This is a genomic window from Acinetobacter sp. Root1280 (assembly GCF_001425285.1).
GTDB lineage: Bacteria > Pseudomonadota > Gammaproteobacteria > Pseudomonadales > Moraxellaceae > Acinetobacter > Acinetobacter guillouiae.
In genome coordinates, this window is record NZ_LMED01000010.1 from 16212 (window position 1) to 35768 (window position 19557).

Annotated in this window: 16 protein-coding genes; 14 read left to right on the top strand and 2 right to left on the bottom strand. The window is 38.3% G+C overall.

Features of this window, described 5'->3' with window-relative positions:
* Positions 1–68: 68 nt before the first annotated feature.
* From ASC84_RS09175 to ASC84_RS09195, 5 genes are all read left to right on the top strand, one after another.
* Positions 69–764 (top strand): GntR family transcriptional regulator, encoded by a 696-nt coding sequence (locus tag ASC84_RS09175; protein WP_004724049.1) that lies wholly within the window; start codon positions 69–71, stop codon positions 762–764.
* Positions 765–777: 13 nt separating this feature from the next.
* Positions 778–4230 carry a chromosome segregation protein SMC gene (gene smc, locus ASC84_RS09180; RefSeq protein ID WP_056513941.1) on the top strand — a complete coding sequence of 1151 codons (3453 nt, stop codon included), beginning with the start codon at positions 778–780 and terminating at the stop codon, positions 4228–4230.
* Position 4231: 1 nt separating this feature from the next.
* Positions 4232–5248 (top strand): cell division protein ZipA C-terminal FtsZ-binding domain-containing protein, encoded by a 1017-nt coding sequence (locus ASC84_RS09185; RefSeq protein ID WP_056513951.1) that lies wholly within the window; start codon positions 4232–4234, stop codon positions 5246–5248.
* A gap of 78 nt (positions 5249–5326) precedes the next feature.
* Positions 5327–7357: an NAD-dependent DNA ligase LigA gene (gene ligA, locus ASC84_RS09190; protein WP_016539469.1), complete on the top strand. Its 2031-nt coding sequence runs from the start codon at positions 5327–5329 to the stop codon at positions 7355–7357.
* A 322-nt stretch (positions 7358–7679) separates the two neighbouring features.
* A complete protein-coding gene (locus tag ASC84_RS09195) occupies positions 7680–9827 on the top strand; it encodes a TonB-dependent siderophore receptor (protein ID WP_056513954.1) in 2148 nt (715 codons plus the stop codon).
* Between the two features lie 89 nt (positions 9828–9916).
* On the opposite strand, the gene ASC84_RS09200 is transcribed toward ASC84_RS09195, so the two are convergent.
* Entirely contained in the window at positions 9917–10981 is a 1065-nt protein-coding gene (locus tag ASC84_RS09200; RefSeq protein WP_004724038.1) for an aldehyde reductase, read from the bottom strand.
* A 387-nt stretch (positions 10982–11368) separates the two neighbouring features.
* On the opposite strand from ASC84_RS09200, the gene bfr reads away from it, so the two are divergent.
* Positions 11369–11833 (top strand): bacterioferritin, encoded by a 465-nt coding sequence (gene bfr, locus ASC84_RS09205; RefSeq protein WP_056513955.1) that lies wholly within the window; start codon positions 11369–11371, stop codon positions 11831–11833.
* Between the two features lie 90 nt (positions 11834–11923).
* Here the strand turns inward: bfr and ASC84_RS09210 are convergent, their stop codons facing one another.
* A complete protein-coding gene (locus ASC84_RS09210) occupies positions 11924–12496 on the bottom strand; it encodes a peroxiredoxin (protein ID WP_056513956.1) in 573 nt (190 codons plus the stop codon).
* Between the two features lie 134 nt (positions 12497–12630).
* Here ASC84_RS09210 and ASC84_RS09215 point away from each other — a divergent pair, with 134 nt between their 5' ends.
* From ASC84_RS09215 to ASC84_RS09250, 8 genes are all read left to right on the top strand, one after another.
* On the top strand, positions 12631–12954 hold the full coding sequence (locus tag ASC84_RS09215) for a DUF6176 family protein (RefSeq protein WP_056513957.1): 324 nt from the start codon (positions 12631–12633) through the stop codon (positions 12952–12954).
* A gap of 73 nt (positions 12955–13027) precedes the next feature.
* Positions 13028–13747 carry a hydrolase gene (locus tag ASC84_RS09220; RefSeq protein ID WP_056513958.1) on the top strand — a complete coding sequence of 240 codons (720 nt, stop codon included), beginning with the start codon at positions 13028–13030 and terminating at the stop codon, positions 13745–13747.
* 104 nt (positions 13748–13851) lie between these two features.
* Positions 13852–15186: an adenosylmethionine--8-amino-7-oxononanoate transaminase gene (gene bioA, locus ASC84_RS09225; RefSeq protein ID WP_056513961.1), complete on the top strand. Its 1335-nt coding sequence runs from the start codon at positions 13852–13854 to the stop codon at positions 15184–15186.
* Positions 15183–16352 (top strand): 8-amino-7-oxononanoate synthase, encoded by a 1170-nt coding sequence (locus ASC84_RS09230; protein WP_056513964.1) that lies wholly within the window; start codon positions 15183–15185, stop codon positions 16350–16352. Before bioA ends, ASC84_RS09230 begins: the two co-directional genes overlap by 4 nt.
* A gap of 7 nt (positions 16353–16359) precedes the next feature.
* Positions 16360–17136, top strand: a complete 777-nt coding sequence (gene bioC / locus ASC84_RS09235; RefSeq protein ID WP_056513967.1) for a malonyl-ACP O-methyltransferase BioC — start codon at positions 16360–16362, stop codon at positions 17134–17136.
* A complete protein-coding gene (gene bioD / locus ASC84_RS09240; protein WP_056513969.1) occupies positions 17133–17777 on the top strand; it encodes a dethiobiotin synthase in 645 nt (214 codons plus the stop codon). The genes bioC and bioD overlap by 4 nt, the downstream gene beginning before the upstream one ends.
* Before the next feature lie 121 nt (positions 17778–17898).
* Positions 17899–18357, top strand: coding sequence for a hypothetical protein (locus ASC84_RS09245; protein WP_056513970.1), 459 nt, complete (start codon positions 17899–17901; stop codon positions 18355–18357).
* A gap of 255 nt (positions 18358–18612) precedes the next feature.
* Positions 18613–18954, top strand: coding sequence for a YegP family protein (locus tag ASC84_RS09250; protein WP_056513973.1), 342 nt, complete (start codon positions 18613–18615; stop codon positions 18952–18954).
* Positions 18955–19557 lie beyond the last annotated feature (603 nt).

Consider the following 19557-nt stretch of genomic DNA (forward strand, 5'->3'; position numbering starts at 1 on the left):
AGGTACAACTAAAATAATGACAATTGACATTGTCCAAGTAAAGAATAATAAACCAAGATAGGAATTATATGCATTCGGAAGAAGTGGATAGCCTTTCAGAACAGATTGCCAAACATATTAGTGAACAAATTATTAGTGGCGAGTTGGTTGAAGGGGAAAGAATACAAGAACTACGTATTGCCAAAGAACTGGATGTCAGTCGTGGCTCGGTACGTGAAGCCCTTTTGCTTTTAGAAAGAACCCATCTGATTGAAATTTATCCTCGTCGTGGTGCAATTGTCTCAGAAATGTCAGCACAACAAGTCCGTGCATTGTTCGATACCAGCGCATTGTTATTAGGTCAAATCGTGCAACGTATGAGTGAAACATGGCGCAATCATGAAGCTGAAGCGATTCAGCAGATGATGAATCATTTGGTTGAGCAGGTGAAGCAAGGCAATACGGAAAAGTTTTATGATGGCATATTTCAATTTTTATCAGGGCAACAGGACATGGTTGGGAATCCCTACCTGATGAAATTTTATAAAGAGCTGTTACCATCCCTACGAAGAAGTTATTTTTTAACCTTAAATACTTCAAGACGCGAGCTTCAAGAAGCTTTAGAATTGCTTAAGTTGGTGATTGACGCAATTTTAATCCGAAAATCACAACAAGCTACTTTATTTATGGAAGATTTTTGTCGACACTTACGTAATCTGGTGTTGGAATCTCTGACACGGATGAAACAAATCGAACTCGCTTGGGCGCGGAGATCGCGTCGGTAATTACTAGGACATTATGCGTTTAAGCAGCTTAAAACTTTCAGGCTTCAAATCTTTTGCCGATAGTACAACACTACAATTCAAAGATAACCGTACAGCGGTGGTAGGTCCTAATGGTTGTGGTAAATCCAATGTGATTGACGCGATCCGTTGGGTGATGGGGGAATCCAGTGCACGCCAGCTCCGTGGTGGCAGTATGCAGGATGTTATTTTTACAGGAACGGCAAAACGTAAACCTGTAGGTATGGCAAGTGTAGAACTGCGCTTTGAAAACACCTATGGCAAATTAGGTGGGGCTTATAACGCCTATACTGAACTTGCTGTTCGCCGTCAGGTGAATCGTGATGGAAAATCTGAATACTTTCTCAATGGGACGAAGTGCCGACGTCGTGATATTACTGACATTTTCTTGGGTACAGGTTTAGGTCCTCGTTCCTATGCAATCATCGAACAGGGAATGATTAACCGCTTGGTTGATGCCAAACCTGAAGAAATGCGTATTTTTCTTGAAGAGGCTGCTGGAGTTTCTCGTTATCAGGCTCGTCGTCGTGAAACACTACAACACTTAGAACATACCACGCAGAACTTAGACCGTCTCGAAGATATTGCTTCAGAACTCAAATCACAGCTTAAAACTTTAAAACGCCAGTCTGAAACTGCGGTTCAATATAAGACTTTAGAAACTGAAATTCGTACGTTAAAGATTGAAATTCTATCTTTCCAGTGTGATCGTAGTTCTCGTTTACAAGAACAATATACGATTGAAATGAACGAATTGGGAGAGCACTTCAAACTGGTGCGCTCTGACATGAGTACTTTGGAACATGATCTGACTTCAACCAATGAGTTGTTCCAACGTTTGATTCAACAGTCCACGCCTTTGCAAAATGAGTGGCAACAAGCTGAGAAAAAACTCTCTGAGTTGAAAATGACTTTGGAACAGAAACAAAGTTTATTTCAACAGAACTCAGAAGCTTTGGGAAATTTTGAACAGCAAAAAGCTCAAACCAAAGAAAAGATTCAGTTGATGGAATTGCAATTGGAAACCTTGCACGGTCAATTGGAGCAGCAGACTGAACATTTACAACATGCTGAGTCTGAAACACAACAACGTAGCCAGTCCTTTACCGATTTAAAAGCGCAGCAATTGCAAGCACAACAACAGTATGAACAGGTCAAAGTTCAAGTTGAAAAGCAACAGCAGCAAAAAGCACAAATGCAGGCGCAAATTGAACAACTTGCAAAAAATGTAGAGCGTATTGAACAGCAGAAAGACACCTTAAAAACCCAAGCTGTTCAGGTTCAAAGTCAATTTCAAACTGAAGATGTTCAACAACTTGAGCAAGATAAAATAGCAATCCAAGCTGTAATTGTTGAATTAGAACAAAAAATTAATCAAGCAAAGCAGCAGTTTGAACAACTACAGGAAAGCATTAATCAGCAAAAAACTCAGATTTCAGCTTTAAAATCTGATGTACAAGTGTTGCAATCTGAACAGAAAAACCTCACCCAATTAATGGCGAAAAGTGCTGTAAATAGCAAGGCTGATACTGTGCAATTGATGCAGGTATTAACGCTGAATGCACAAGGCAAAGCACATGCACCGCTGGTTGAAAAGTTTTTAGCCAAATGGTTGTCAGCCCATATTGTTGATCAAGATGCTGATTTTGCTGAAAGTGTGGCACGCCAGCTTAAAGCAACAAGCTCGCAAGATAAAATTCAATTGAATGGATTGGCATGTTTAGCAGATTGGATTGAATCTCCACAGTATTCATTGTGGAATCAAGTCGCTGTAATTGAAAACCTCGCTCAAGCTTTAGCGGTACAAGCACAGTTAAAAGCAGGACAAAGCATATTGACGCTGGATGGTTATCATGTTGGTCAAGATTGGGTGATTGGTCTGTTCTTTGATGAGTCGAGCCAAGCCGCACAGGGTGCACTTAGTCATCGTATTCGCCTTGAAGAAATTGAAACACAACTTGCACAGCTACAACCACAGTTGATTGAAGCTGAAACGGTATTGCCAAATTTAAATCAGCAATTGCTGAACCTACAAAAACAGATTCAAACAGAGCAAGACACGCTAAAACATCAGCAAAAACAGCTACAACAGTTTGATCTGCAAATTGCGAAGCAGCAAAGTGCTTCACAAGCATTTGAGTTACAGAAAGTTCAGCTGAATAGTCAATTACAGCAATTAGATGAGCAACTTGAAGAAGATGCAATGCAGAAAGATGATCTTGAAATCGATATGCATTCGGTCATCCTCAAGCTTGAACAAAATCTTCCTGAGTTTAAAACCTTGCAATTTAAGTTGGATGAGCTCAATGAGCAGGTTGAAGAACAGCAACAGCAATTACAGCTTAAGCAGCAAGATTCTGAAACTACACGTCGTCTAGCTGAACAAAATAAACAGCAAATTGAATTATTAGACAAAGACCTATCCTTCTCTAAAACGCAATATCAACAAATTATTGCGCAAATGGAGCAAGCCAAGAAGTTTGTAGATCCAATTCAATTGGAATTGCCGAGTCTAGAATCGCAATATGCTGAGCAGGCACAACAAACTGAAAAACTGCAAAAAACTTGGAGTGAGTGGCAAGTTGAATTGAATAATATTCAATCCAAACAGCAACAACTGACAGAAATGCGCCATTTGCATCAGCAAAATGATGAGCAATTGCGTACAAAACTGGAAGAGCGACGTTTGGCTTGGCAATCGGCAAAATCAGATTTACAGCATTATTCCGATCAACTTAAAGAGATGAATGCTGAAGTTAAGCAAGGTGTATTGATTGATTTACCTGTACATCAAGAAAAATTTGAGAAAGCACAGCGTCAGTTTGAAAAATTAGGCGCGGTCAATTTAGCCGCTTCAGCAGAATATGAAGAAGTTTCTAAGCGCTTTGAAGATCTAACCCATCAAATGCAAGACTTGGAAAATACGGTTGGGCAGTTGAAAGATGCCATGAAGACCATTGACCAAGAAACCAAAAAATTATTTATGGGGACTTTTGATCAGGTTAATGCTGAATTAAAAGTATTATTTCCAAAAGTCTTTAATGGTGGTGAAGCCAGTTTAAGTCTTGAAGATGACTGGCAGTCTGGCGTGAAGTTGATGGCACGCCCACCCGGCAAGAAAAATAGTTCATTGGCTTTGTTATCTGGTGGTGAAAAAGCATTAACGGCATTGGCTTTGGTATTTGCTATTTTCCGTTTGAATCCTGCACCTTTCTGTGTTTTGGATGAAGTTGATGCACCTTTAGACGATGCTAACGTTGGTCGTTTTTGTAATTTAGTAAAAGAGCTTTCTGATCAAGTCCAATTCATTTACATTACACATAATAAAGTTGCAATGACGATGGCAACCGATTTGCTGGGTGTGACGATGCCTGAACCAGGCACATCAAAGCTCGTCACTGTGAATTTGGAAGAGGCAAGAGAATACGGTTTAGCCGCGGAGTCGTAGTATGGAAGTCACCACAATTATTGGAATTGTTGTTGCAGTAATCATCATTCTGGTGGGTTTAAGGATGGTGCTACGAAAGCCCAATGATGCCGCACCTTCTTTAGAGTCTGAATTGCATATCAATGAAGACTGTAAACAACCGGTAATTCCTCGTCATGTACGAGATCAATTGCGAACAGACCGTGAGTCTCAAGAGCAAGTGCGTGTTGAACCGAATTTAACTGCTTTAGACTCGGTCGAAGTTGCAGATGAAAAACAGCAAAAGATTGAGGATGTAGCAGCGGAGTCGAATGTTGCTCAGTCAACTGAGCTTGAGCATGCCGCAATTACACCACAAACTGAAAAGACGCAAACAGCGGCAAGCACTGAATCCGCAACAGAGTCTGTAAAAGCACTTGATGTGCAAACAGAACCGACGACTCAAACTCATGATTCTGCCAAAGCCGTAGTCAGTCAGGACAAAGAGGAAGCGTTTCAGTTTAATGCCAATGTTGAAACAGCTGAAATCAAAGAGTTTGATGAGGAAAGTAGTATTTTAGATGTTCATTTAAATGAGCAACAAAAATATGATGATGAAAGCGTATTGTCTACGGCTGAAACCATTATTGCGCTGAATGTTTATCCGAATCCACGTAAAGCACTGTCTGGGGATAAAACCTTAAAAATGTTGCTCAAATATGGTTTACGTTTTGGTGAACTCTCTTGCTTCCATCGTTATGAGAATCCAGAGGAAGAAAGCCATTTACTGTTTTCGGTATTACGTGTCACCGACAATGGTCCAGATGGTTTTGATTTAGAAACTTTATCGACTGAACAAGTTCAAGGTTTGGCTTTTTTCTTGGCACTTCCTCATTCAGATGTGCAAAAAGGCTTTGATACCATGGTCAGTATTGCTGGTTTAATTGCCCGAGAAATAGATGGTACGGTCTATGATGAAAACAATCTTGAATTTACCCCACAACTGAAAGAGCATTGGCGCCATAAAGCGATCGATTATCGTTCAGGACATGACGCTTAGCATAACGTCATATTTACTTTATAATTGGTATTCAGAATTTTAGGCGGAGTATTCCGCCTTTTTATGGTGAAAAAATTTATGGAAAATAATCCTGTCGTGACGCAAATGCGTCAATTGATTCAACTCATTGCAAAACATAATCACGCTTACTATGTGATGGATCAGCCGAGTATTGAAGACAGTGAATATGATCAGTTATTTCACCAACTCAAAGCTTTAGAGCAACAATACCCAGAATTGGTTCAGGCAGATAGCCCAATCAATAAAGTGGGTGGAAAACCACTGTCTAAATTTGAAACCATTACCCATACTGTACCGATGCTGTCCTTGGGCAATGTATTTAATCAGGACGAGTTATTTGCTTTTGCCCGCCGTATCGAAGAACGATTGCCCAATCAAAAGATTCAATATGATGTCGAGCTAAAATTTGACGGATTGGCGATTTCGCTCTGGTATGAAAATGGTGTATTGACACGTGGTGTAACCCGTGGTGATGGTGAAACAGGCGAAGTGATTACGCAAAATGTAAAAACTATTCGTAATTTACCGAAAGTATTGTCTTCGGATAAAGTTGCAGTGCCACGCTTGTTGGAAGTTCGTGGTGAAGTATTGATGCCAAAAGCTGGCTTTGAACGACTCAATGCTGAAAATGAAGCGAAAGGTGAAAAGACCTTTGCCAATCCTCGAAATGCTGCGGCAGGTAGTTTACGTCAGCTTGATCCAAGTATTGCAGCATCTCGCCCTTTGGCATTCTATGCTTATGGTATTGCACAATGTGAGCCGCATCATGGCATTGAGTCGATGTCAGCGAGTCTTGAATGGTTGACTAACTTTGGCTTTGCTGTGGGTGAACGTCATTTCATTTGTGAAAGTATTCAAGAAGTACAAGAAAAATATCAGCAAATCAATCAAGAGCGCCCGAATTTAGCGGTTGAAATTGATGGCATGGTCATCAAAGTTGATGATCTTCAACAGCAACAAAAGCTGGGCTTTTTAAGTCGTGAACCGCGTTGGGCAACAGCGTATAAGTTTCCCGCAGTTGCAGCCTTAACAACGGTTGAAAATATTGATTGGCAAGTCGGACGTACCGGGACTTTAACCCCAGTAGCACGCTTGAATCCTGTGGCTGTGGGCGGTGTAACGGTTTCTAATGTGACTTTGCACAATATTGGTGAAATTCACCGTCTGGACGTTCGTATTGGCGATACGGTCAGTGTCTATCGTAGCGGTGATGTGATTCCCAAAGTTGAAAAAGTATGGTTAGAATTCCGTCCAAATGACGTGACAGAAGTACATTTACCTGAAAATTGTCCAGTATGTTCTTCTCCTGTCGTAATGCCAGAAGGTGAGGCTTTGGCACGTTGTTCGGGTGGTTTATATTGTTCTGCACAACGTATTGAGGCCATTCGCCACTTTGTTTCACGTAAAGCGATGGATATTGAAGGTCTCGGTGATCGTTGGGTAGAGTCACTGTTACATCTTGATCTGTTAAAAGATGTCGCGGATATTTACCATTTACATGAGCATCGTGAACAGTTACTGACCATTGAAAAAATGGGTGAAAAATCTGTCCAAAATTTATTGGATGCGATTGAGAACAGTAAGAAAACCACACTTGCTGCATTTATTTATGCCTTGGGTATTCGTGGTGTAGGCGAGACGACTGCACGTATGCTTGCCAACACTTTCCAGACGCTGGATGCGATTCGTCATGCTGATCTTGAAGCATTGAAGAAAACTCCAGATGTTGGTGATATTACCGCTGAGTGGATTGTTGATTTTTTCCAAGCCCCACATAACCTTGAAGTGATTGATCGTTTGCTTGCAGCTGGGATCCATTGGGATGCACCAGTTGCACCCACCCGTCAGCCTTTAAATGGTGAGAGTTGGGTGATTACAGGCACATTGGCAACCATGGGGCGTGATGATGCGACTCAAATGCTACAAGCACTTGGTGCGCGTGTCAGTGGCAGTGTGTCGAGTAAAACTAAATGTGTGGTTGCGGGTGAAAAAGCCGGTTCTAAGCTTGAAAAAGCAGAGAAACTGGGTGTCGCTGTACTGAATGAACAGGAGTTTTTAGCATTAATGGCTGAGTATGGACAGGCATAGATTCGTTTAAATTAACTCTAAAATTACTGTAAAGATACAGTTGTTGTATCTTTGCAGTTTTCAAAAATTAAAATCATCAATTTGAGATTGATGCGATAGCAAATCAACAAGTCATCATTTTTTAATAAAACTTTGAGCACTGTATTTTAGCGATTGTATTTCGCAAGGTTGCTTGATCTATCATTAGCACGCTATATGATAATAATTCTTATTAATTAGAATTTTCCATTAAACTTAACTTTAGATGAGAAATTACAATTCTTAACAATAGTGAAAGTATATATAATAATCATTATCATTTAAAAAGTGTCTTATTATTTATATGAAAAATTTTTCTCGAACATTTCTAGTCAATTCTATTTCAATCGTGCTTTTTGGTGGGGGACTTACACAAACAATTTGGGCAAATGATGAAATTACTGCTTTGCCTACGATTAAAGTCGCTGCTGAAAAAGAACAAGAAAAACCAACATTTGCCAATGGTGCTTTGCAAAAAAATACAGATTTGGGGCCATTGGGAAATAAGAAAATTATAGATACGCCGTTTAGTATCACCTCTTATTCAGCACAATTGATTGAAAATCAACAAGCAAACACAGCGGGGGAAGTGTTAAAAAATGATGTCAGTATTCGAACCACAACCAATCAAGGACATTTAAATGAAAATTTTAAAATCCGTGGTTTCGATGTCAATCATGAGGATTTAAATTATAACGGCTTTTATGGCGTTGCACCTTATGGTCGGATGCCTACGGAATTTTTAGAGTCAGTGACTGTACTTAAAGGTCCAAATGCATTGGTTGCAGGTGTTGCACCTACAGGCAGTGTGGGCGGGATTGTGATGGGGCATTCTAAACGTGCAGATCAAGAACTCACCCGAGTTTCTGCATCGTTTCAAGATGAAGGATATTATCAATCAGGCTTTGATGTATCTCGTCGTTTTGGTGAGAACAAAGAGTTTGGTGTGCGTGTGAATGGCGCTTATGCAGATGGCGAACATATCATTGATGGAATGAATGATCGTCAAGCTCTAGGGGCAATTGCTGCGGATTACACCACGGATAAACTAAAGATTAATTTAGATGCTTATGCGGTCAAAGGAAATCGTAAAGGCGGTTCACCTGCAATGGTCGCCATGGGTGGCAAGGGCAGTGTTAATCATGTACTTGCAGCACCTAAAGGTGATTTAAACTACTTTTCAAACTTAGAAGGCAATACCGACAGTCAATTTGTAGGCTTATCCGGTGAATATAAATTTACCCCTGATTTAAAAGCATTTGCAGGTATTGGATATGTAGAAAAATCATATGATGGTCACCTTTTTGGCACACGTATGATTGTCAATAATTTAAATGGAAATGCAACCTCACAATATTATCGAGTGGGATCAAAAGAACATAACACTGCCGCTAATGCAGGCTTTGAAGCAAAATTTGATACAGGTGCGATCAAGCATACTTTGGGATTGCGTACTGATTATTTAACCCGTAAATATTCACAACATAAATCCGCAACCAGTTCGGGGTTTACGACCAATTTATATGATCCATCAAATACAGGATCAATGCCAACAACCTACCCAGAAATTGTTCCTTATGGTGATAATGAGTATGTGAGTTATACCTTAACGGATCAGCTTTCAATGTTGGATGATAAATTACAACTGATTTTAGGTGGGCGTTATCAAGATATCGATACTAAGAATCTTGTCAAAAAATCAGCTTATAGTGCAGATAAGCTATCACCAAGTTTGGGGATTGTTGTCAAACCATTTGGAGAGGATTTATCTTTTTATGCAAGCTATGTCGAGGGCTTAGCTGAAGGGATAACGGTCTCAGAAACGACCTATCCAACTGCGACAAATAGAGGTGAGACACTTGCACCTTATCAAACCAAGCAATATGAGTTAGGTGCAAAATATCAGTTGGGTTCGTGGTTAAATACTTTGGCACTTTATCAGATTAAAAAGCCTGAGGCTTATCTGGACAGCATAAGTAATAAAGTCAACGATGATGCTGAAACGCGTTCTCGTGGGGTAGAATGGTCATTCTCTGGCAATGTTACAGATACTTTATCTGTGATGGGGAATTTGGCCTATATCGATGCTGAATATGTGAAATCAGCGAAGGTCGCTTTCGAAGGTAATAAAATATATGGTGTACCCGATTTTACTGCTTCTTTAGGGCTTGATTATGCCATTCCTAACGTTGAGGGGCTTCATGTCAATACCCGTGTAAGTTATGTAAGTGAGCAATATTTGAATGAAGAGAATACGCTAGAACTACCAGACTATACGATTGTTGACTTAGGCGCTCGCTATAAAACCAAACTTGGTGGGGTAAATACCACATTCCTCGCAAATGTTGATAATGTTGCCAATAAAAAATATTGGGAAGGTGTATTTAATTCAAACTATGCTTTAGTCGGTGGTGCACGAACTTATAAAGTCGGTGTAACTTTTGATTTCTAAGCCTTAGCTGATATTGAACGCTATAAGCCAAAAAGCCTTTTTCATGATTGAAAAAGGCTTTTTTGATTTAAGAATCAGTTGAGCTGTTATTAAATATATTTCTTCACCACACCGTCATCAAGAAGCTGCTGGAAATGCTCGACTAAACTGGTTTCAATATTACGATAACTCATCCCCAGTTCCTGTTTGCTTTTATCAGCATTAAAAAAGATAGGGTAGCCCATATTCTTTTCAATAAAATCACGTGAATAGCCAAATGCAGGTCCAATAAATTTAAATGCTTTTTTCGGAACTTGGTTGCGTGGAAAAGGAAATTTTTGTCCAAAATTTTGACGTAAAATTTTACCCATTTCCAAAAGGCTGAGTGAGCCACCACTAATAATGTAACGTCCAGCTGCATTTTCCTTGAATGCTGCCAAAATATGCGCATCAGCAACATCACGAACATCCACAATACCATTCCACATCGGTGGGACACCGAGTAAGGTCATGCCGTTGGCAAATTGCTCTAAGACTTCTACACTCCCTGACTGTGTATTTGCGGTCAGTGATGGGCCAAGTACCAATGCAGGGTTAACACAGATCAGCGTCCAACGATTTTGTGCTTCTGCCATTTCCCATGCTTTACGCTCTGCCATAACTTTTGAATAAGGGTACGGTTGGTGCGTGGTTGAACTGGTGGTATTCCAATGAGATTCATCAAACTGATTATGCTGCGTTTTTAAAATATCAATTGCATCGCCATAAGTAGACGCGATACTTGAAGTCACAATGACTCGTTTGACAGAATCTGTTTTATTGACACTATTTAAGACATTTTCCGTGCCTAAAATTGCAGGTTCAATAATATCTTTAACGGCATCTTTATAATTGGTCACAACAAATGGTGAAGCCATATGCAACACAACTTCACAGCCTTGCATGGCTTCATCAAAAGAACCATTTTCTAAAAGGTTGGCTTTAAATAGTTTTAGTGTGCCAGAGCTAGCTTGTGCGATTTTCTCTAAATGTACAAAGCTTTGTTTCTTATTGAGATCACGTACAGTGGCATGAACGGTATAACCTTGCTCAAGTAATTTTTGAATAACCCAACTGGCAATATAGCCTGTTGCACCTGTAACTAGAATAGGTGCTGATGTGTTTCCCTGAGACATTATTTTTTTCCTGCTAATTGTTAATATTCAATATCATAAATATTAAAGTTAAAATTGTCTTGAAATATTAGCATTAAAAAAAGCCAATAAGATAAAGTGATGGTTCTGTCATTGAAAATGAACAGAAAATGGAATAATGAGGGTGAATAAGAAGCATTTTTAATGGTTACAAAATAAATCATTTTGAAATTTGATGAAAAATCACCAATAAACCATCAATGAAATATTGTAAGCGGTTATTTTTTATATGAAAAAATACTTATTCAAATTGCAAATGCGTATGTTTATCATTTTAATTTTATAAAAATCATAAACTTACACATTTTGTCTTTTGCAAAACTTGCAAAATTTGTCCATACTATTGCAAAAGAATGTGGAGTAATTGAAATGCGTGGCAATCCAGAAGTCATAGACTATCTAAATATGTTGATCGGTGGCGAACTGGCTGCTCGTGATCAGTATCTTATTCATTCACGTATGTATGAAGATTGGGGCTTAAGCAAAATTTATGAACGTATTGATCATGAAATGCAAGAAGAAGCTTCACATGCAGACTCTTTGATTCGCCGTGTACTTTTCCTTGAAGGTACGCCGAACATGAAGCGTGACGATATTGTCACAGGTGAAGATGTTGTAACCTGTTTAAAAGCCGATTTGGCATTGGAATATCATGTACGTGAAAAATTGGCGCAAGGCGTAAAGCTATGTGAAGAAAAAGGCGATTACGTGACCCGTGATATGCTGCGTCAACAAATGAACGATACTGAAGAAGATCATACTTACTGGCTTGAAAAACAATTAGGTTTGATCGAGTTAATTGGTTTACAGAATTATATTCAATCTCAAATGTAAGACACACTAAGCGTCTTGCTTAAGGTGAGACGTTTTAGATTAAAAAAGCCTTTAGATATTCATCTAAAGGCTTTTTTAATGCTTCAGTGGTTATTTCTTTGAAAACTTCTGAATATCTGCTAAAACTTGATCGGCATGTGTTTGGGTATTTACACTGCTATAGTGATAGACAATTGTTCCTTGTGGATCAATCAAAAAAGTTTCTCGTTTTGCTATTTTGGCAATGCCCAAGTTTCGGATGATTCCAAATTGGTCTGCGAGTTGATGATTGCTATCGGCAAGAATTGGAAAATTTAGTCCCAGCTTTTCGGAGAACTTTTGATGAGATTTCACATCATCCAAACTGACACCGAGCACCACCGCATTATTTTTTATAAATTGTGGATAGAGTGATTTAAATTGATTGGCCTCCTGTGTACAGCCCGGTGAATCATCTTTTGGGTAAAAATATAAAACAACCCATTTACCTTTATATTGACTTAGTTCATGCCATTTTGAATTTTGATCTTGTAGTTTAAAATTTGGCGCAGGTTTACCTACCCATTGCTTTTGGTTGGAATCCAGTTTGGAGAGGATAGAGCTTTCCGCATGGCTGGCCGTGTTCAATATGCATAAAGCTGAAACGGAAAGTAAGCTAATACTGAACAGTCGTGATAATTTCATGACAAACACTTTCCTAAATTGATCCTGATTTGATCTTAGCAAATTTTAAGGTTTTGGCGGTATGTAAAATGTTTGCAATTGTTCACATGCCATTTATGATGAAAGACCATTTAAAATAAATAGAACCTAACATTATGGATGTTGGTGCAGTATTGATTCAACTGAAAGTAGCGGTGATGGACGATGTTGTTGCATGGCAAAATCAATTGAATAGGCGTAAGCATGAGGCAATTGAAACACTTCAGGCTGAAGGCGTGCATGTTGAATCATGGTTCCATGTGGAACTGGATGGACTAGATTATTTGATTGCTTATACACGTGCAGATGATATTGCAAAAGCACATGAAGTTTCGAAAAAAAGTCAGTTTGCAATCGATCAAGTACATCAGCAATTTAAACGCACTTGGCAAAAAGTGATTCCAGCCAGCTTATTGGTCGATTTACAAGATCAGAAATAGTTGTAAGTCCGATTGTCCTTCAATTTTAAGCATGCTCTAATAAAACATCGTTACTGTTTTATAGTGATTTAAATTGAATCGACGTATTTTGCTGATCACAGGTTGGGGCGGTGGAACCAAACTACTTCATGCTTTACAACAGACTTTACAACAGCAAGACCATGAAGTTGTATTAATCAATATCTTTAATGCGTTGGATGAACGTGTCTTACAACAGCGTGTAGAAATAGCCAAAGATTTTGATGTGATTTGTGGTTGGTCTTTAGGTGGACAATTGGCGACTTTGATAGTCGAGCAAATTGAACAGCAATATCAACAGCAAAAAGTCTTGATTACACTGGCTTCAAATCCTTGTTTTGTCGCAAATGCTGAATGGCAAACGGCAATGAGTCAGGCAATGTTTCATAACTTTAAACAGTCCTTTGAACATGATGCAATTGCGACATTAAAGAAATTTGGTTTTATGGTTTGTCAGGGTACAGCAACCACACGTGAAGATTTTGTACATTTGCAAAGTTTGATTCAGCCACAAAATTTAGCGTTATTAAAACAGGGATTGGCCTGTCTCGAACAATTAAATAATGTGGCGATCTTAAAAAACTATGCAGGGAAGCAGTATCATGTATTTGCTCAACAGGATTTTTTAGTTAGTCACAAAGTCTATGAGAATTTCAAAAATTTCACAGCAAAGTTTTTAGATGTTGAGCTGGTAAATGGTTCACATGGTATTCCAGTTTTTGATTTTTTAAGTCTAAGTGACAAAATCTGCCAATATTTACAAAAAATAGAATAAATCTATGGATCAGTGGTGAATCTCGCAATTTATTTTTATTGCGCGCAGGTTTAACATCGCTAAACTGTTTTTTGCTGTAATTGTAATGCACATGGAGTGAACGGATGACCGATTTAAATAATGGGTTTGATGATGTCGATCTTGAACAATCAAAGTTAGATGATCTGGACTTTGATCGGCAACATATTTGGCATCCATATACTTCTATGACCAATCCCTTACCGACCTTTAAGGTTAAAAAAGCCTATGGTGTAACCATTGAACTTGAAGATGGGCGCCAATTGATAGATGGGATGTCTTCGTGGTGGTGTGCCATTCACGGTTATAATCATCCTGAGTTGAATCAAGCAGTGACAGATCAGTTACAGGATATGTCACATATCATGTTTGGTGGATTTACCCATGATCCTGCGATCCAGCTTGGAAAATTACTGGTTCAACTGACCCCGCCTAATTTAGATAAAGTGTTCTTTGCCGATTCTGGTTCCGTCGCTGTAGAAGTGGCATTGAAGATGGCTGTACAGTTTTGGTCTTCACAGGGCTATACAGAGAAAACTAATTTTGTTACCCCACGATCTGGCTATCATGGCGATACTTGGAATGCGATGTCTGTTTGTGACCCTGTAACGGGCATGCATCAAATTTTTGGTTCAAGTTTGCCCAATCGCTTATTTGTTCCAGCCCCTCAAGTCGGATTTTATGAGCAATGGGATCAAAATGACATTGCTGAACTTGAGAAAACTTTGGCTGAACAGCATGCAACGATTGCAGGTTTAATTCTTGAGCCAATTGTACAAGGTGCGGGAGGGATGCGTTTTTACCATCCTGAATATTTGCGTCAAGCCAAATTGCTTTGCGAAAAATACAATGTTTTGCTGATTTTTGATGAAATTGCTACGGGTTTTGGGCGTACAGGAAAACTATTTGCATGGGAGCATGCACTAGTTGAACCTGACATTATGTGTCTCGGGAAAGGCCTAACGGGTGGCTATATGACGCTTTCTGCGACATTAACCACCAAGCATATTGCTGAAACGATGAGTCAGGGCGAAGCGGGTGTGTTTATGCACGGCCCAACTTTTATGGCAAATCCCTTGGCATGTGCAGTTGCTGTCAAAAGTACACAATTATTAATTTCTCAAGATTGGCAGAGCAATATTCAAAGAATTGAAGCTCAGCTTAGAGATGCCTTACAGCCCTTACAGTCCCTTAATCATGTCCATGATGTGCGAGTTCTTGGTGCGATTGGTGTGGTTGAATTGACTGTGAATGTCGATATGAAGACTTTACAACAGGAATTTGTACGTCGTGGTATCTGGATACGACCATTTGGTAAATTGGTCTATGTCATGCCTCCATATGTCATCACAGCACAAGAATTAAAAACTTTGCTGGAACAATTGGTCGAAGTGGTCAAAGGTATGGAGCAAAGCACATGAGCTTGATCAATACGCACCTTGAACATTTTTCACAGCAGCTTGATGTGCTTAAACAGCAAGGCAATTTACGCCAATTTCGTTCGAATGTTCAGCAAGGCCGTTATATTCGCCTTGATCAGCATCAAATGCTCAATTTGGCTTCAAATGATTATCTAGGATTGGCATCTGATCTCACCTTACGTGAACAGTTTTTTGATGAAACACCAAATGATCAACGACGAATGAGTTCTTCGTCTTCACGTTTGTTGACTGGACATTTTCCAGAATATGAACTGCTTGAAAATAGTTTAACTCAGGCTTTTCATGGTCGGGCGGCATTGTTATTTAACAGCGGCTATCATATGAATATTGGTATTTTACCTGCACTTGCAGACAGTAAAACGCTGATTCTGGCAGATAAATTGATTCATGCCAGTATGATTGATGGGATTCGTTTATCCTCTGCCAAATATGTGCGTTATCGTCATAATGATTTAAATCATTTGACTCAGCTTTTAGAAAAATATCATGCAGGTGAGGCTTTCGAGCGCATTATTGTCGTGACTGAGTCGATTTTTAGTATGGATGGTGATGAAACTGACTTAGCTGCATTGGTGAGTATTAAGCAACAGTTTTGCAAAGTCATACTCTATGTAGATGAGGCACATGCAATTGGAGTACGTGGTGAGCAGGGCTTAGGTTGTGCTGAACAATATGCGGTGATTGATGATATTGATCTACTCGTGGGGACTTTTGGTAAGGCAATCGCTTCAGTTGGCGGTTATTTAATTTGTCATGCTGTGATTCGGGATTATTTGATTAATACTATGCGTCCTTTAATTTTCAGTACAGCACAACCGCCAATATGTATGGCATGGACAAACTTTATTTTTCAAAAAGTTTTAGGCTTAGATCAGCGCCGTCAATATTTGCAGTCTACAAGTCAGTATCTACAACAGGCTGTTCAAAGCAAAGGTTTTGAGTGCCCATCAACATCACATATTGTTCCAGTCATTGTAGGCGACTCAATTAAAACGGTTGAAAAGGCCAAAGCATTACAAGATGTGGGATTTTATATTATGCCTGTACGTCCCCCGACTGTACCGCAATACAGCTCACGGTTACGTATCTGTTTAACTGCTCAAATCACCCATGCTGATCTAGATCAGCTAACTCCGTTGTTGTGAGTTGAATGTGAAACATCCAGAAATTGATAAATCACAGGTTGCCTTGCGTTTTGCTCAGGCAGGGCAGAGCTATACTGAACATGCGGTCGTACAAAAAATTATTGCACAACAACTGTTTAATTTAATAAGTGAATATTGCCCAGCACACTATGAAAATGTGTTTGAAATTGGTTGTGGTTCAGGAAATTTAACTGAGCTTTTACTGCAAAATTTGCAAATTAAACATTTGATTTTAAATGATCTATATCCGGAAGTTCAGCAGCATTTTTCTGCGGATAAACCGATTGAATATCGGATTGGTGATATAGAACAGCTTGAATTTCCAAAATATTTAGACTTAATTAGCTCAAGTTCCGTTTTACAATGGATGAGTGATTTAAATGGCATTTTTCAACAAGCCTTTAATCATTTAAATCCTAATGCGTATTTTTGTTTTTCAACTTTTGGACAGCATAACTTACAGGAAATTAAAAGCTTAACGGGGCAAGGTCTGAATTACCTATCCCTTGACGATCTGCAACAACAATTAAAGCGAAATGGTTTTGAAATTCTACATATTTCAGAACAAATGGAGCATCTCAATTTCTCTCACCCCAAATATATTTTGCAGCATTTAAAAGCCACAGGAGTGACTGCGACAGCATCTGGCTTTAGATGGACAAAGCAGAGTCTCTCCGATTTTTATCATCACTATCAACAGTTTTCACAGATTGATCAGTCAGGGAAAATACGCTACTCACTGACTTATCACCCTATTTATTGTATTTTGCGGAGAATGTCATGACTGGATCAGTTTACTTTATCAGTGGAATAGATACCGGAATTGGCAAAACCTATACCACCGGGTATTTAGCCAAATTATGGAATGAGCAGGGTCAAAAAACCATTACTCAGAAATTAATCCAAACTGGTAATACCGATATTTCAGAAGATATCGAACAACATCGTGAAATTATGGGAATGGGCTGGTTTCCAGAGGATGAAACCAAGCTCACCATGCCTGAAATCTTTAGCTATCCTGCATCGCCTCATTTAGCCAGCAAAATTGATGGGCGTGAGATTGATTTTGAAAAAATTGCAGAAGCAACTCAACAACTGGCTGAAAAATATGATGTTGTCTTATTAGAGGGTGCAGGTGGATTGATGGTACCCCTAACCACCAGCTTACTTTCAATTGATTATGTGGCACAGAAAAAGCTTCCTGTGATTTTAGTCAGCTCAGGCCGATTGGGCAGTATTAATCATACGATTTTAAGTTTAGAGGCTTTAAAAAGTCGTGGGCTTGAGCTTTATGCTCTTGCTTATAATTTAAATGATGAATCTCAGGATGAACTGATTTCAAAAGATACCGCAGAATTTTTAAAGTATTATTTGGTGAAACATTTTCCGAACAGTGCATGGATTGATATTCCAGTAATCTGTTAGTTTGTTCATCGAATTGAGTGCTGAAACAGCTGATTCATAGTGTTCCGAGTCTGCTGTTTTCTTGTCGCTTTTAAAAAATCTGAATGCTTTAAATAAGCGATGTGTATAAAAGGTAATCCTGATGAGTTTTAAAATTCGAATTGAGTTATTTAAAGAGCTTGAAATAACTTCACTTGATTTTGAAAGTAATGCAGCAACGCAAATTTTAAGTCGTTTTGATCAGATTGATTGGATGCAACAAGTCGTCTGGGGATACATGGAGGAGCACCACGGTGATTTTCCATTTTTTCAAATTGAGCATATTCAAACTGGACGTAAGTTCGGCGGATTATTTGTGGTTTATAGTCGCAATCAATATAACTTTAATGCACATGCTGAACTCTATCAAAAACAACAAAAATCGCATTTTTTTGGTTTGTTTAAATCTGAAGAGATGCCCAGTTTTGATAACGATGACCTTCCTTTTGCGGTATTTCGAGATTGTTTGGAAAATTTTTTACGTTGCAATGATTCGGAAATCGAGCGTTTAATGAAAACAGTCTATCCAGGTTATACCAGCACAGGTTTTTTTGATCATTGATCGTTAGTGGCTAAATGCAGAATCTAAATTTAAAGTCATTTTTTTAAATGGCTTTAAATTTTATTGTGACTTAATAATAAAAGCATACTTCTGATTTGAACTATGTAACTCTGCATCGTTACATAAACAATAAAGTTATAACAAATTAATCTTTTTTTAACATGAAAAGTCATTTATATTTCATATCAGTAGCGTAATTTATGTCCAATAAGCGCTGTGAAATAAAATAAACCGAAAATAATGAAGAGGTGAACCATGTCAGGATGGTATGAAATTAGTCAAGCTAAAGATGGTCAATATCGCTTTGTATTAAAAGCAGGAAATGGGGAAATTATTCTCACCAGTGAGCTCTATAAAGCAAAAGCTTCTGCACAAAATGGTATTGCCTCTGTGCAAAAAAATAGCCCAGATGATGTACGTTATGATCGTCTAGAAGCGAAAAATGGTAAACCTTATTTCAACTTGAAAGCGGCGAATCATCAAATTATCGGAACAAGTCAATTCTATTCAGGCGATGCTGCTCGAGATAATGGAATTGAGTCGGTGAAGAAAAATGGCCCTTCAGAGAAAATAAAAGATTTAACAGAACCAACCTAAATCCGCAATAAATGATCCACATCAATCAGTAAAAGCATGTCATTGCAACGACATGCTTTTTTTTGAACTCAAAAAACAGACGATGAAAATAAGTGTCTATTTATGGTAATAAAATCCTAATATTTGAATGATTGTAATGGGTTTTAAAACATAGAAATTAAACCATAAAAATATATATTATTAAGTTGTATAGAATAATCACCTCGAACCCAATATATAAACTTGAGTTGGATATCAGTTTAGATCATCTATTTATATCTTAAGTTTTGAGCTTCCCCTTATATTGGAAGGCTAGTATGATTTTTTCTCATGGTCATTTATGATTTTTTTAAAGATTTTTTAGAGATTAAATATGTTAGGCTAACTTCAATATTAAATAAAAGGAGAATGATTATTTAATAACAGCTTCAACATTAATTAAGAAGATTATTAAATTTAGTTAATAAATTATTGAAGAATTATTAATTAAATTAAAAATAAGCTTTTTATGATGAAGGGCAAATTTTTTATATCTATTTGTATTATTGAGTGATTTATTTTTGTGAAAGGTTTTGGTTAATATCTAAGCATAATAGGGTTGGTTTTATAAACTGCTTAAATCAG